This window comes from Micromonospora rifamycinica, assembly GCF_900090265.1.
Lineage (GTDB): Bacteria > Actinomycetota > Actinomycetes > Mycobacteriales > Micromonosporaceae > Micromonospora > Micromonospora rifamycinica.
On sequence record NZ_LT607752.1, the window covers coordinates 3,201,111 to 3,215,838 of the forward strand.

The window sequence follows — 14,728 nt, forward strand, 5'->3', positions numbered from 1 at the left end:
CGGACCCGGCTCCCCATCCCCCCTTCGATCCGTACCCGGCACGGAAGTGCTTCCCCACCGCACGGCCGACCGACCAGCACGTCGATATAAATCAATGCGAAACCCGAGATCATTATCGTCCGCCCGCAGCGCTTCCACCACCTCCGGGTGGTCGTCCCGCCGGCGGGACGACCACCCGCGTCAGTCGAAGTCGGTGGGGATGGGGGGCGGGTGCCAGACCGGGTCGTCGGCCGGCGCGCGGTGGGCCGCGCTGAACCGGTGCCGGCCGGGTCCGACCTCGACGGGATCGCCGCCGGGCAGCACCACCACGGCGGTGACCCCGACGGGCACGGTGACGTCGACGGTGAGCAGGCCGTCCGCCCGCCGCCAGGACACCTCGGCCCGGCCGTACGGGGTCAGGTGCGCCGTCCTGGCCCAGGCCACGCCGCCACCGGGGCGGGGTGCGACGGTGAGGACCCGGTACCCCGGCGCCCCGGGCGCGAGGCCGCCGAGCACCCGGTGCATCCAGTCCGCGACCGCGCCGAGCGCGTAGTGGTTGAAGGACGTCATCTCGCCCGGGTTGACACTTCCGTCGGGCAGCATGGCGTCCCACCGTTCCCAGACGGTGGTGGCGTCCATGGTGACCGGGTAGAGCCAGGAGGGGCACTCCCGCTGGGTGAGGAGCTGGTAGGCGTCGTCGAGCGCGCCGGCCGTGCACAGCGCGTCGCAGATCAGCGGGGTGCCGAGGAAACCGGTGGCGATCCGGTGGCCCCGGCTGCGCACCACCTCGACCAGCCGTTGCGCCGCCCGCGCCCGCTGCCGGTCGTCGTCGAGCAGCGCGAACTCCAGGGCCAGCGCGTAGCCGGTCGGCGAGTCGCCGACGACCCGACCGTTCGGGCTGACGTACTCGTCGCAGAACGCCCGGCGGCAGCGCTCGGCCAACGCGGCGAACCTGACCGCGTCGGCCTCCTCGCCGAGGATCCGGGCGATCCGCGACAGCACCCGCGCGGTGTGCACGCGGTAGGCGGTGCCGACCAGGACCGGGTCGGTGACGGCCGCCGCCGGGTTGTCCGGCGGCGCGGTGGGATCCAGCCAGTCGCCGTACGTCAGCTCCGGCTCGTCGAACAGCGGCCGCCCGCCGAGCGCGGCGGTGACCCCGTCCACCCAGGCGCACATGCTCCGGTACTGGCGGCGCAGGATCCCGGTGTCGCCGAAGTGCCGGTACACGGCCCACGGCACCAGCACCGCCGCGTCGCCCCACCCGGCGTGCCCGACCGGCTCGGCGAACGGCCCGCCCAGGTCGACCCGGGGCACGAACAGCGGCACGATGCCGTCCGGCGTCTGGTCGGCGGCCAGGTCCTTCAGCCAGGAGGTCAGGAACCCGGCGCAGTCGTACAGGTAGCTGGCGGTCGGCGCGAAGACCTGGATGTCACCGGTCCAGCCCAGCCGCTCGTCGCGCTGCGGGCAGTCGGTCGGGACGTCCAGGAAGTTGCCGCGCATCGACCAGACGACGTTCCCGTGCAGCCGGGTCAGCAGCGGGTCGGAGCAGGCGAACCACCCGGTGCGCTCCAGGTCGGAGTGGTGGACGAGGGCGGTCACGTCGTCGGCCCGCAGCTCGCCCGGCCAGCCGGTCACCTCCGCGTACCGGAAGCCGTGGAAGGTGAACCGCGGTCGCCACCGTTCCCCCTCCGGGTCACCGCGCAGCGTGTACCGGTCGGTGGCGGCGGCGGTCCGCAGCGGCCGGACGCCGAGCTCGCCGTGCTCCAGCACCTCGGCGTGGCGCAGGGTGACCGTCGTGCCCGCCGGCCCCTTCGGCCGGATCTCCAGGGTGCCCACCAGGTTCTGCCCGAAGTCGAGCAGGGTCCGGCCGGACGGCGAGGTCAGCACCGCGCGGACCGGCACCCGCTCGATCAGGCGGACCGGTGGCCCGTCGGGTGCCACCAGGATGCCCGGGTCGAGGTCCCGCACCGCGCAGGGCCGCCAGCCGCGGTCGTCGAAACCGGGGGCGGACCAGCCGGGCTGTTCGAGCCGGGCGTCGTGGTGTTCGCCGTTGTACAGGTCGGCGGAGGTCACCGGTCCGGTGGCCGACCGCCAGGAGGCATCGGTGCCGATGGTCACCGTGCGGCCGTCGGCCAGGACGACCTCCAGCTGCGCCAGCAGGGCCAACCGGTCACCGTAGACGTTCCGGCGACGGGTGGCGAAGGTCAACCGGCCCCGGAACCAGCCGTCCGCCAGCTGCGCCCCCAGCACGTTGCCGCCCGGCCGCAGCAGGTCGGTCACCTCGTAGGTCTGGTAGCGCAGCCGGTGGTGGTAGCTCGTCCAGCCGGGCGCGAAGGCGTCCACACCGACCGGCCGCCCGTTGATCTCGGCCCGGTACAGGCCGTGCGCGGTGACGTAGAGCCGGGCCGAGGCGACCGGCGCGTCGAGGGTGAAGCACCGGCGCACGAGGGGGGCCGGGCCGTCCGGCGGGGTGACCAGCCGGGCCGTCCAGTCCGCCGGCTCCAGCAGTCCCGCCTCCACCGTCGCCGGTGCGCTCCACGGGGAGACCCGCCCGTCCACGCCGGTCACCCGGACCCGCACCGTACGGCGGTCCCGGGAGCGCAGCTCCGACGCCGGCCACGGCACGCCCACCGAGTCCGGCGAGGCGACCCGGTGGGTCGTGCCATCCACCTCGACCTCGTAGCCGGCCTGCCGCCAGCCGTCCGGCGCGGACTCGGTGCGCCAGGACAGCCGCGGCGCGCGGTCACCGATGCCCACCGCGGTACGGAGGTGCCCGAACCGCACCCGGCCCACCCGGACGTCCGCCATCTGCCGGCTCCTCCGCCTCGCTCAGTGCGCGGCTCCGCCGGACCCCGCCACGGGGGTCAGCGGAACGCCCGGTACACGGCGGCGACGACCGGGTGGCCGTGGGTGGAGCGGTAGCCGCTCCCGTCGCCGATCAGCTCCCGGGGCACGCCGTTCATCCGGAGCGCGATCACCAGGCCGGCCCGGGGGTCGCACAGGCCCCACGTCCCCGCGTTGCTGTGGTGCCCGAAGCTGGCCGGCGAGACCTCGCGGTAGAAGTTGCACCGGTCCAGCCGGAGGAACATGCCGTACCCCATGCCGTTCTCCACCCGGAACGACCGGTCGGTGTCCTCGTCCTCCTCGGACCCGGTGACGAACCGGTCGGCGGGTTCCTCGGTCAGCCCGGCCGGCTGCTGCGTGGTCGTCATCGGCGACGGGTCGAACCCGAGGAGGTCCCGGCACCGTTCCGGCTCGCTCAGCACCGAGTACAGCTCGGCCAGCGCCTCCATCGGCGCGTACCCGCCGTAGGCCGGGTTGGGCCAGGCGAGCGCCTGCGGGCTGTTCAGCCGGGTCAGCTCGCAGACCGGCCCGCCGAACCGGAGGGACCAGTAGGCCAGTTCGAGCCGGGACGGGTCCGGCCCCGGGACGGGGACCAGCTCCAGCGCGTCGGCGCCCGCCGGCCGCAGGACGTGCTCGGCGAGGAAGTCGGTCCAGGGTACGGTCGTCACCCGCTCGATCATCTCGGTCAGCGTCCACCAGCCGCCCCAGCTGTCGTACCGGATGACGGTGCCGGGCGTCCAGTCGCCGATCTCCCCGGCGAACAACCGCTGCTTCAGCACGGCCGGCGACGAGATGTAGGGAAAGGCGTTGCGGGGCATGAAGTGCCCGGCGGTGTGGGTGAGCAGGTGGTGCGCCGTGATCGTCTCCTTGCCGCCGCAGCCGAACTCGGGGACGTACCGGCTCACCGGCTCGTCGACGGAGAGCAGCCCGCGCGCGGCCAGCGCCAGGATCCCCATCGCCACCACCGGCTTCATCGCGCAGTCCAGCCTGGCCTTGGTCGCGACGGACATCGGCACCCCCGGCCGGGCCTCACCGGCCGCGTGGCTGAGCACCTGCCGGCCGTCGACCCGGACGACGAGCTGCCCGCTCCGGCAGTGGCCCCCGGCCACGAAGGCGTCGAGCATGGCGGCCGGCGACGCGCGGTGGGCCTCGATGTCGGGGAGGTCGGCGGCGGCTCCCGCCCGCCGGCTCATCCGGTCGTTCCCCGGTCCCGCCCGGCGTCGACCAGCGCCGCGACGTGCCGCACCGAGGGATTGTTGAAGAACCGCATCAGGTCGACGTCGACACCGAACTCGTTCCTGATCTCGGCGACGACCCGCACCGCGCTCACCGAGTCACCGCCGAGGTCGAGGAAGTCGTCGGTCACCCCCGTCCGGTTCCGGTCCAGGATCCGGTTCCACAGCGCGACGACCCGCTCCTCGGTCTCGGTCGTGGCCGGCTCGTAGCGGTAGACGTAGACCGACTCCGCCAGCAGCGACTCGGGGTCGGGGAAGCCGTCCGCCAGGTCCGGCAGCTCCGTGGCCAGCACGACGGTGATCCGCGACGCCGCCGCTTCGAGCACCTCGGCGCAGGCGTCCCGCAGCTCGGGGCCGCTGCAGAAGCCGTCGGGCCGCACCAGGGCCAGCACCGGGCCGGGCGCGCCGTAGTCGATGACTGTCGCACCGTCGACGTCGGGCCGGTCGACCAGCGTCGCCTCGACGTCCTTGCGCACAGCGGGCATAGCGACCCCATCTCGACGTGCCGACTCTCGGCGGGATGGTCGGGCGGTGTCCTCACCGCAGGGCGCGGGCGGTCTCCCCCGCCGCACCCGGCCAGGTCACCGACCATACCGGAGCACCCCATGGGAGGGAAGATTGTCGATGGCTGACCGGCCGGTGCGGCACTGCGGCGGCGGTCAGCCGCTCATCGCCCCGGCGGTCATGCCACGCACCACCCACCGCTGCGCCACGACGTAGAGCACGAGCGTCGGGAGCTGCGCGATGAGCAGGGCCGCCGCCGGCAGGTTCCAGGACACGAAGTACTGACTCAGCTGCACCGGCAGCACGCCCACCGTGACCGGCCAGCTGTCGGAGTTGTTGAGCAGCACCACGGCGAAGAGGAACTCGTTCCAGATGTTGATGAACTGGAGCACGAAGACGGTGGCCAGCGCCGGGCCGCTGAGCGGCGCGAGGATGCGCAGCAGCACCCCCGAGTCGCTGCACCCGTCCAACCGGGCGCTGTCGTCGAGTGCCCGCGGGATGCCGGCGAAGAAGCCCCGGAAGATGAGCAGGCTGAACGGGATCCCGTACACCCCGTGGATCAGGACGAGACCCGCCAGCGAGCCGGTCAGGCCGAGCGACTCGGCGATCCGGTACAGCGGCAGGACGACCATCTGCTGCGGGACCATCAGCCCGACCAGGAGAAAGACGAAGAGCGCATCGGCGAACGGGATCAGGCGGCGGGCGATGAAGAAGGCGATCGGGAAGGTGACCACCACGTTGATCAGCGCGCCGCCCACCGCCAGCACCAGGCTGTTGCCCAGCAGGGTCGGCATGTCGAGCGTCGTCCACGCGCGCACGTACGCGTCGAGGGTGGGTGGCACGGCCGGCGAGAACGGGCTCTCCCGGATCTCCGCGTCCGACTTGAGCGACGTCTGCAACGACAGCCAGAAGGGGTAGAGCCACAGCAGGACCGCGACGGCCGCGGCCACCGACGCGGTGACCGAGTAGCGTCGCCGGGGCCGTCGTCGCCGGGGCCGTGCGCCGCCCGGCCGTTTGTCGCCCGGCAGTTCGCCGCCCGGCAGTTCGTCGACCGGTTCGGTCCCGGCGGGGCTGGTGTCGTCGACGACCTCGGACGGGTCACTCATCGAACGCCTCCCGCGTTGCCACCCGGCGCACGTACACGATCGCGAAGGTGAGGCTGAGCAGCAGGATGACCACGGCGATCGCGGCGCCGTAGCCCTGGTTACGGTTCACGAACGTCTGGACGTACATGTAGTAGCCCAGCAGGGCGCTCGCGTTGTCCGGCCCGCCCTTGGTCATCACGTAGACGAGGTCGAACGACCGGAGCGACTGGATCACGGTCAGCGCGACGACGACCACCATGACCGGCCGGACCCTCGGCAGCGTGACGTAGCGGAACCGCTGGAGCCCGTTCGCGCCGTCGACCCGGGCCGCCTCGTAGAGTTCCGCCGGGATCTGTCTGATGCTGGCGTTGAACAGGGCCATGCTGAGGCCCGAGAACTGCCAGGCGAAGACCGCGACGAGCGAATACAGCACCAGGTCCGGGTCGCCGAGCCAGTCCTGGGCCAGGAAGCCGAGGCCGACGGCGTCGAGCACCCCGTTCAGGGCGCCGAACGACGAGTTGTAGACCAGGGAGAACATGATGCCCAGGGTCACCAGGCTCATCGTGCTCGGCAGGAAGACCAGCGCCCGCAGCAGCCCTGTGCCGCGCAGCCGCCGCGCGTTCAGCACGGCGGCGTATACGAGGCCGACCGCCACCGGGACGGTCATCGTCACCGCGGTCCAGACGAGGGTGTTCACCAACGCCGTCCGGAAGGCGGGGTCCTCCGCCATCCGGGTGTAGTTGTCGAGCCCCACCCACTGCGGCGGCGTGAAGCCGTTGGACCTGTAGAGGCTCAGCCGCGCGGTCATGACGATCGGCAGGATGATGACGGCGACGTACGCGATCACGGGAAGGGCCAGGTAGAGCAGGCCTTGCCGGGACGTCCGCGCCGGCCGGGCCGGACGCCCGCGCGCCGCTGACCGCCGCACCGGCGCGCGGCGCCTCGGACCGTTCACACTGCCTCCAGGTCGACCGGTGTCCCGCCGGCTACTGCCGGTCGGCCACGGCCTGCACGCGCTTGGCCGCCTCGGCGGGCGTCACGGTCTTGTTGACGACGCCCTGGGTGGCGTCGAGGAACTCGTTCGCGACCTCGGCGGTGAAGGCGAGGTCCACGTGCAGGAAGCTGTCGCTCGTCTGCGACTTCATGGCCTCGGCGAGCTTGAGCATGACCTTGGACAGGTCGAGCGTCGTCAGGTCGACCTCGACGTTGGCCGGGAACAACCGGCCGGCCTTGCCCAGCGTCGTCTGCGCCTCGGCGGCGACGTAGTAGTCGACGAAGGCCGCGGCGGCGTCCCGGTGACGCTGGTCCGACTTCGCGTTGATCATGAGGGTGTTCTCGGCGTAGATCTCCAGCGTGCTCTGCTTACCTACCGCGGCGGGGAAGACGAAGTAGTCCATCTTGTCGGCCGCCGCCTTGTCCGACCCGGCGATGGTGCTCGGGTACCAGTTGCCCTGCACGTTCATCGCCCCCTCGCCCTTGACCCACGGGATGGTCGAGTCGGCGTAGCCGATCGAGTTCGGCGATCCGTAGTAGTAGCCCGCCGCGTTCCAGTCGGCGAGCTTCTGCCAGGCCGCGACGAACGGCGCGTCGGTCCACCTACCCTTGCCGGCGACCAGGTCGTTGTAGACCGCCGGTCCGTTCTCCGCCACGACGAGCTGCGTCCAGTAGAACTGCGCCTCCCACTTCTCCTTGTTGGAGAGGATGAAGGGGGCCACCCCACCGGCCTTGAGCCTGGCCGCCGCCGCCTCCAGCTCCGGCATGGTCTTCGGGACGGTGACGCCCTTCTGGGCGAAGATGCCGGGCTGGTACCAGATGGCGCTGGAGGACATCATCGTCGGGGCGAAGTACTTCTTGCCGTCGAAGGTCGCCTGGGTCTGGCCGAGGGCGTTCAGCCGCTTGGTCCAGCCGTACTGCTCGTAGTAGCCGTCGAGCGGGGCGGCGAAGCCGGCGTCGATGACGTCCTTCGCCCGGCCGCCCGCCCACGCGTAGAAGACGTCCGGCGCGTCACCCCCGGTCAGCTGGGTGATCTGCTTCGTCTTGTACGTCTCGTCGTCGATCGCCGTCCGGGTGACGCGGTACCGGCCCTCGAACTTCTTGTTGAAGGCCTCCACGATCGCCGCGTCGGCGTCGTCACCGACGCCGGTCAGCCGGGCGGAGTAGCGGATCTCGGTGACACCGGAGGATTCGGCCTCGCCGCCGCAGGCGGTGAGTGAGGCGCCGACCGTCAGCGTGACCGCGAGCGCTGCAATACGGAGTCTCTTGTTCGCAGTCACCGGTGTCTCTCCATCCTGGACGGCAGACGAGGGTCGTGGACAGTGGGTCGGTAGTCTAGCCCTAAGTCGTCAGTCAGGATGGCATCGGATTGGCCGGTGTCGTCGCCGCCGAAGTCGACGGTGGTGAACGGTCCTGGCCGCTTAGTCGTTATCCGGACAATGGTCAGCCGGACCCGGCGTCCACCATCTGGTCGAGCGCGGAATAGTCGAGCTTTCCGGCGGCGGTACGCGGCATCGCGGCCAGCCGCCGGACGACCACCATGGCCGCCGGGACGCCGAGCGTGCCGGCGATCTCCCGCCGCGCCGGTGCGAGGGTGTCCGGCTCCCGGGTGGTGAAGACGACGATCGGTGTCCCGCCGGCGGTGGCCACCACGGCGACCTGCCCCACCGGCCCGCACCACTCCTCGACGTCGTCCAGGCTCACCCGACGGTCGAGCACCTTCGCGAACCGCGACGACCGGCCCGTCACGTAGAGGAAGCCATCATCGTCGAGCCTGCCGAGGTCACCGGTGTCCAGCGTGTCGACCTCCCGACCGCGCGCCAGGTCGGCGCGGCAGGTGGCGTAGCCGAGCATCACGTTGGGTCCGGTGTAGCGGATCGCCCCCTCGGACCGTCCCGGGCGGGTCGGCCGCACCGTCACCCGACCGCCGGGCAGCGGGGTGCCGACCGAGCCCGGCTTGTCCGCGAGGCGGTCCGCGGCGAGGCAGGTGATCCGGGAGGTCGCCTCGGTCTGGCCGTACATGCAGTGGAACGCCCCGCCGGTACGGTCGGCCCAGTCGACGGCGGCGCGGAGCAGGCGCTGCGGCAGTCGTCCGCCCGCCTGGGTGAGCACCCGCACCGACGGCGGCAACCGGTCGGCCCGTCCGCCCAGCACCGTCTCGTGGACCAGTGGGGTTCCGCCGACGGTGGTCACGGCGGCACGGTGCACGAGTTTCCAGAAGTCCACGCTCAACGGGCTCAGGTCGGTCACCACGACCGCCGATCCGGCCGCGAGATGGCTGGTCAGGATCGAGAGCCCGTAGCTGTAGCAGAGCGGCACGCCGGTCACGGCGCGCTGCGCGGCGGACAGGCCCAGCGCCCGGCCGATGCCGGTGGCGTTCGCCAGCACGGCGTCCGCGCCGATCCGCACCAGCTTCGGTGACCCGGTCGAGCCGGAGGTGGACAGCAGCAGTGCCAGGTCGGCCCCGACCCCGCCGGCCGGCTCCGGGGCGACCCAGGCCGCGCCCGTCCCGCCCGGCACCGCCGACCCGACCGCCCGGTATCCGCTTTCCCGCAGGTAGGAATCGGGATCGCCGGGCCGCTGGAACACCATCCCGGGTCGGTAGGTGGCGACGAGAAGTCGTTTCCGGTGCACCGGTGTGTCGGGCGGGAACAACGCCACCGCCTGACCGGCGGAAATGGCACCCAGATAAACAAGCGACAACTCGATCGAGTTCTGCAGGAAACAGAAGATCACCTCCTTTTCCCCACTCCCGGTGAGAGTGCGCAACGCCTCGACGGTCCGGTCCAACCGTCCGCGCAGTTCCCCGAAGCTGATCGTCCGGCGGGCGGAGACGAGGGCCGGGTCGCCGTCGGATCCCCCGAGCAACAGGTCGCGGATCTCGGTCAACGCCGCCTCCCCACCCGCCGTGTCGGGGCCGTGTCCCCGGTGCGACACGGGCCGCCGCCGGGCGCTGGACGCCTGCCCCACCGGCCCGGCCCGCCGCACCGACCTTCCCACGATCCGGTCATCTGCGGGGGTCGATGCGGTGTGATAGGTTCGGACCGCATCAAGCTGATCATGACGTTGCGGATGGTCCACCACCGTCGGAGCGTTACCGGCGCAGACGCGGTAGGCGTCCTCCGCGACCGTCCGGACAGGACACCGACACGGAGGGGGCGAGGTTGCGCGTGCGCGCCTCAGTTGTCATCACCACGTACAACCGACGCTCGGTGGTACCGCAGGCCGTCGAGTCGGTCCTCGGTCAGACCCTCCGGGACATCGAGGTGACCGTCGTCGACGACGGCTCGACCGACGGCACGGCCGACGAGCTGACCCGGCGGTTCGGGCAGGACAGCCGGCTACGCGTCATCCGCCGGGTGAACGGCGGCCCACCCGTCGCCCGCAACACCGGCCTCGACGCCTCGTCCGGCCCGTACGTCGCGCTGCTCGACAGCGACGACATCTGGCACCCCGAGTACCTGGCCAGCCAGGTCGACGTGCTCGAGCGCCACCCCGAGGCCGACATGGTCCTCGACAACGGCATGTGCCACGCCCCGGGTGGGGAGTCCGTCCCGCTGTTCGACCAGCCGGACTGGGTCTTCCCGCACACCATCGACGCGATGTGCGAGCTGTCGTACATCCTGCCCAGCTTCAGCGTCTTCCGCTCCCGGGTGCTGCGCGAGCTGCGCTTCGACGAGACGTTCCGGGTCGGCGACGACACCGAGCTGATGTGGCGCTTCCTGGCCGCCGGGCACCGCAGCGTGGGCAACCCGCGGACGCTGGCCGAGTACCGGGCGGTCTGCCAGCCGGGTGGCGAGGCCGCCGCGCAGCTCACCGGCGAGCAGGATCCGATCCTGCTCGCCGCCTACGACGTCTGGAAGCGGTACGGCGACCGGTACCCGCGGGCGATCGACCGCGGCCCCGACTTCCACCGGGAGTTCGCCGAGGTGCTGATCCGCAACGACCGCGCGCACGAGGCGCGGTGGCACGCGGAACGCTTCGCGCAGACCGCGCCCGACGACCCGGACGCCGAGCGGCTGCTGCGGCTGTCCGGCGCGGTCGGTCAGACCACCGCGTCCTAGTCCCGGCAACCGGCCCCGGGCACCCGGCACCGTCGGCGTGCCCGGGCCGGCACACCGTTGCTGCGGTCCCGCTCACCCCGCTGCCGACTCCCCGCTCACCCCGCTGCCGGCGCTCCGCTCATTCCGTGTACGCCCGCGACTGCAGGTGGAACAGCTCGGCGTAGCGGCCACCGGCGGCGACGAGTTCGTCGTGCGTGCCCCGCTCGACCACCCGACCGCCGTCGAGCACGACGATGAGGTCGGCGAGGCGGACCGTCGACATCCGGTGCGTCACGAACAGGGTGACCCCGCCGACCCGGGCGGCGACCTCCCGCGCGGTGGCCTGGTAGGCGTCACACACCTGCTGCTCGGCGAGGGCGTCCAGGGAGTGCCCCGGCTCGTCCAGCGACAACAGCATCGGCTCGGTACGCATCACCGCCCGGGCGAACCCGACCCGCTGCCACTGCCCGCCGGACAGCTCGGTGCCGTCGCCGTAGCCGCTGCCGATCAGCGCCCCGGTGTCGCCGATCCGTTCCAGCAGGGCCGTCGCCCGCGCCCGGTGCATCGCCGCGGTGACCGCCTCGCGGGAGTCCACGTCCGGCAGGTGCCCGACGCCCACGCTGTGCTGCAGGGTGAGGTCGATCCGGGCGAAGTCCTGGAACAGGGTGGCGGTCCGTCGTCGCCAGGACGTCACCTCGGTCGCCGCCAGATCCACCCCGTCGACCAGCACCCGTCCCGCCGTCGGTGGGTACAGGCCGGTCAGCACCTTGATGAGGGTGCTCTTGCCGGCGCCGTTCTCGCCCACGAGCGCGACACAGGTACCCGCCGGCAGATACAGGTCGACGTCGCGCAGGGCGGTCCGGTCGCTGCCCGCGTAGGCGAAGCTGACGTTGTCGAACCTGATGCCGTCGGTCATCCGCTCGACGGCGAACGGCGTCGCGCCGGAGCCGCCCGACCGTTGCCGCGACTCGTCCCGGAGCTGGAGCAGGCGGCGCACCCCGCTGGCCGAGGCGTAGACGTCACCGAACAGGTCCAGCCCGGCGGCCATCTGGGTGGCGATCTGGGTGGCCAGCGTGACCACCAGGATGACGTCGCCGACGGTGGCCTCGCCCCGCCGGGCGAGCTGGTAGACGTAGAGGACCGAGCCGACGTACCCCAGGGCGAACGCGAGCTGCCCGGCCAGCCGCAACGCGGTGCTGCGCCACTGCGCCGCGTTCATCGTCCGCTGGTAGGTGGCGAGCAGCTCGGCCTGCTTGCCGAGCAGGTACCGCGCGTTGCCCATCAGCCGGATCTCCTGCTGGGAACGGGGATCGACCATCAGCCGGCGGTAGTGCCGGATCGTCCGGGTCACCGGTGCCGTCCGCTCCCGCGCCGACTCCAGCAGGTGCTCCGCGCGCCGGCCGAACACCACCGGCAGCACCGCCACCACGGGCAGCAGCAACAGCAGCGGCGACAGGACGCCGAGCACCACGGCCGTGACGGCCAGCTGCGCCGCCAGGGCCGCCATCGGCAGCCCGCCGATGATGCCGGCCCGCATCCGCTGCACGTCCTGGCGTACCAGGTCGACCCGGTCGCCGAAGGACGGATCGTCGCCCAGCTCCAGCCAGTCGGACCCGTTGGCGGCCCGCAGCAGCTCCCGGTGCAACCGCTGGTCGGTGATCTCGGCCAGCTCGAAGTAGTAGAGGTGGGCGAAGTGGCCCAGCATCAGCTCGCACAGCAGCACCACGGCGGCCACCGCGCCCCAGGCCGCCGCCTCGCCGGGAGCGTCGACGACGACCGCGTCGACGAGCTTCTTGAGCGCGAGGGCCACCGCCGGGGTGGCCAGTGCGCCGGGCAGGAGCAGCCCCATCCCGATGACGAACCGCCGTCGGTCGAGCCGCCACGCCAGCCGCAGCAGCCACCGGAGCCCGAACCAGGTGTTGTTCATGCCGGTCCCCCCAACGGTGTCGACGTCGCGGCACCGTCGGCGAACCGACGGGCCTGCACGGCGAACATCCCCGCGTACCGGCCACCGCTGGCGATCAGCTCGTCGTGGCTGCCGGCCTCTTCGATACGCCCGTCGGCGAGCACCACGATCCGGTCCGCCTGCCGCACCGACGAGAAGCGGTGCGAGATGACCAGGCTGGTCACCCCCCGGGTGAGGTCGAGGAAGGTGTCGTAGAACTCCGCCTCCCCCCGCGCGTCGAGCTGGGCGGTCGGCTCGTCGAGGACGAGCACGCTCGCGCCGTGCCGGACGGCGAACAGCGCCCGGGCGAGCGCCACCCGCTGCCACTGCCCGCCGGAGAGGTCCTGCCCGCCGGGCAGCGCCCGGGTCAGCGGCGTCTCCAGGCCCAGCGGCAGCTCGTCGAGGAGGTACCCGAGCCCGACCCGGCGCAGCTCGGCGGTGACGCCCTCGTCGTCGTCACGGTGCTCCACCGAGCCCATCGCCACGTTCTCCCGGAGGGTGGCCTCGTAGCGCACGAAGTCCTGGAACACCACCGCGAACGTCCGCTGCCAGGCCTCGGGGTCCAACCGGCGCAGGTCCACCCCGTCGACGGTGACCGAGCCCCCAGCCGGCTGGTAGAGACCGGCCAGCAGCTTGACCAGCGTGGTCTTCCCCGCGCCGTTCACCCCGACCAGCGCGGTCGAGGTGCCGACCGGCAGCCGGAGGTCCAGCCCGCGCAGCACCGGCCGGTCCGGCTGGTAGCCGAAGGTCACCTGTTCCAGGGCGATCAGCCGCTGGGGCGTGGTGACGACGCGGTTCCGCCCGGTGCCGTCGTCGTCGGTGTCCTCCCGGCAGAGCCGCTCGAAGGCGAGGATGGCCTCCCAGGCCGCGCGGCCGTGCACCATCTTCATGTCCGACTCGGGGAACATCTGGCCGAAGCGGACGCAGATGGCGACCGCCTGCACGCCGATGGCCACCTCGGCCACCGGGGCGTCGCCGGCCGCGCCGACGGAACCGGCCAGCAGGAGGAACGCCGCCAGCGTCGCGATCAGCCCCAGGCCGGCGTACACCAGGAACGGCACCCCGTAGACCCGCCGACGCCAGGACCAGAGCGGGTCCAGGTAGTCGCGCGACGCGTCCTCGTAGCGTTGGTCCAGCCAGTCGAGCAGCCCGAGGGTACGGATCTCCTTCGCCGCCCGCGTGGTGGTCGCGAGTTCGCGCAGGTAGGTCAGCCGTCGCCGGACCGGCTCGAAGCTGACGATCAGCGCACCCCAGCGGTGGAAGGCGATCGAGTGGCCCCGGCGGACGACCAGGGCCACCGTCGCCGCGGCCACCGCCACCGGCCAACCTGCGGTGACGGCCGCGACGGTGACCGCGCTGACCAGCTGGGCGTACCGCGCGACGAGCGCCAGGGCGCCCTCGGTCGCTCCACCGGGCGTCAGGATCCAGGTGTCGAACTCCTCCTCCGCGTGGTTCAACAGGTCGGCCACGTCGGCGCGTTCCAGGGTCGGCAGCGACGCCCGGATCGCGGCGTCCTCGGTGTACCGGGCGATGCAGTAGCTGTCGATCCGGCGCGAGACCACCTGCGACAGGGCACGTTGCAGCGGTGCCAGCAGTTGCTGGACGACGAAGGCGACGAGGGCGACGGCCAGCCAGCCGGCCGCGGCCGACCGGTCCGGGTCGCCGGCCAGACTACTCAGGGCCAGACCGACACCGATGCCGAACGTCATCGGCATCAACCCCGCGACGACGTGCACCGACAGCAGCGTGGCGACCAGCGGGCGGCCGGCGTACCGGCTGAGGTGCACCAGCTGACGGCCGGCCTCGGCGCGTCGCCGGGCCCGCCGACCCCATCCCCGCCACGGCGGGCGTGCCCCCTCGTCGCCGCGCGCCACCTGGTCGGCTGTCGGCACCCGTCCTCCAGAAATCCGGTGTGGATCGTCGTGCGGTGATCGGATCGGCGGCACCCGGCGGCGGTGTCCCGGCCGGCCCACTGTCCACGCGGGACACTACCGCAGCGGCGCGCTCCGCCGGGTCCGGGGAAGAGGCGGCGGCGCGTCCCGCCAGCGAGACGGGCGTCGATGGCCGGCGGGCGTCGCGTCTTGGCGGCCGACCGGCCGG

The 14,728-nt window shown here is 72.5% G+C and carries 9 protein-coding genes and 1 pseudogene; 1 reads left to right on the top strand and 9 read right to left on the bottom strand.

Features of this window, described 5'->3' with window-relative positions; all coding sequences use genetic code 11:
* Positions 1-180 precede the first annotated feature (180 nt).
* The 7 genes from GA0070623_RS12975 to GA0070623_RS13005 form a co-directional block, all read right to left on the bottom strand.
* Positions 181-2,787, bottom strand: coding sequence for an alpha-L-rhamnosidase (locus GA0070623_RS12975; RefSeq protein WP_084261042.1), 2,607 nt, complete (start codon positions 2,785-2,787; stop codon positions 181-183).
* A 56-nt stretch (positions 2,788-2,843) separates the two neighbouring features.
* A complete protein-coding gene (locus tag GA0070623_RS12980) occupies positions 2,844-4,016 on the bottom strand; it encodes a serine hydrolase domain-containing protein (RefSeq protein ID WP_067302044.1) in 1,173 nt (390 codons plus the stop codon).
* Positions 4,013-4,543, bottom strand: coding sequence for a phosphopantetheine-binding protein (locus tag GA0070623_RS12985; protein WP_089004026.1), 531 nt, complete (start codon positions 4,541-4,543; stop codon positions 4,013-4,015). Before GA0070623_RS12985 ends, GA0070623_RS12980 begins: the two co-directional genes overlap by 4 nt.
* 174 nt (positions 4,544-4,717) lie before the next feature.
* Positions 4,718-5,668 (bottom strand): carbohydrate ABC transporter permease, encoded by a 951-nt coding sequence (locus tag GA0070623_RS12990; RefSeq protein WP_067302038.1) that lies wholly within the window; start codon positions 5,666-5,668, stop codon positions 4,718-4,720.
* On the bottom strand, positions 5,661-6,575 hold the full coding sequence (locus GA0070623_RS12995; protein ID WP_157746969.1) for a carbohydrate ABC transporter permease: 915 nt from the start codon (positions 6,573-6,575) through the stop codon (positions 5,661-5,663). The genes GA0070623_RS12990 and GA0070623_RS12995 overlap by 8 nt, the downstream gene beginning before the upstream one ends.
* A gap of 58 nt (positions 6,576-6,633) precedes the next feature.
* Positions 6,634-7,920: an ABC transporter substrate-binding protein gene (locus GA0070623_RS13000; protein WP_067302031.1), complete on the bottom strand. Its 1,287-nt coding sequence runs from the start codon at positions 7,918-7,920 to the stop codon at positions 6,634-6,636.
* A gap of 163 nt (positions 7,921-8,083) precedes the next feature.
* The gene (locus GA0070623_RS13005) at positions 8,084-9,529 is read right to left on the bottom strand and encodes an AMP-binding protein (protein WP_157746970.1); all 1,446 of its coding nucleotides are present in this window, start codon (positions 9,527-9,529) and stop codon (positions 8,084-8,086) included.
* 281 nt (positions 9,530-9,810) lie between these two features.
* Between GA0070623_RS13005 and GA0070623_RS13010 the strand changes: the two genes are divergently transcribed.
* Positions 9,811-10,704 carry a glycosyltransferase family 2 protein gene (locus tag GA0070623_RS13010; RefSeq protein WP_157746971.1) on the top strand — a complete coding sequence of 298 codons (894 nt, stop codon included), beginning with the start codon at positions 9,811-9,813 and terminating at the stop codon, positions 10,702-10,704.
* Positions 10,705-11,089: 385 nt separating this feature from the next.
* Here the strand turns inward: GA0070623_RS13010 and GA0070623_RS13015 are convergent.
* Both GA0070623_RS13015 and GA0070623_RS13020 read right to left on the bottom strand, forming a co-directional pair.
* A pseudogene (locus GA0070623_RS13015) lies at positions 11,090-12,610 on the bottom strand (ATP-binding cassette domain-containing protein); the annotation flags it as partial.
* Positions 12,607-14,520, bottom strand: a complete 1,914-nt coding sequence (locus GA0070623_RS13020; protein WP_067302018.1) for an ABC transporter ATP-binding protein — start codon at positions 14,518-14,520, stop codon at positions 12,607-12,609. The gene GA0070623_RS13020 and the pseudogene GA0070623_RS13015, both read right to left, overlap by 4 nt.
* Positions 14,521-14,728 lie beyond the last annotated feature (208 nt).

Excerpts from the sequence above, each read along its gene's own strand:
- GA0070623_RS12975 (WP_084261042.1), bottom strand. The coding sequence starts at position 2,787 with ATGGCGGACGTCCGGGTGGGCCGGGTGCGGTTCGGGCACCTCCGTACC.
- GA0070623_RS12985 (WP_089004026.1), bottom strand. The coding sequence starts at position 4,543 with ATGCCCGCTGTGCGCAAGGACGTCGAGGCGACGCTGGTCGACCGGCCC.
- GA0070623_RS12980 (WP_067302044.1), bottom strand. The coding sequence starts at position 4,016 with ATGAGCCGGCGGGCGGGAGCCGCCGCCGACCTCCCCGACATCGAGGCC.
- GA0070623_RS12990 (WP_067302038.1), bottom strand. The coding sequence starts at position 5,668 with ATGAGTGACCCGTCCGAGGTCGTCGACGACACCAGCCCCGCCGGGACC.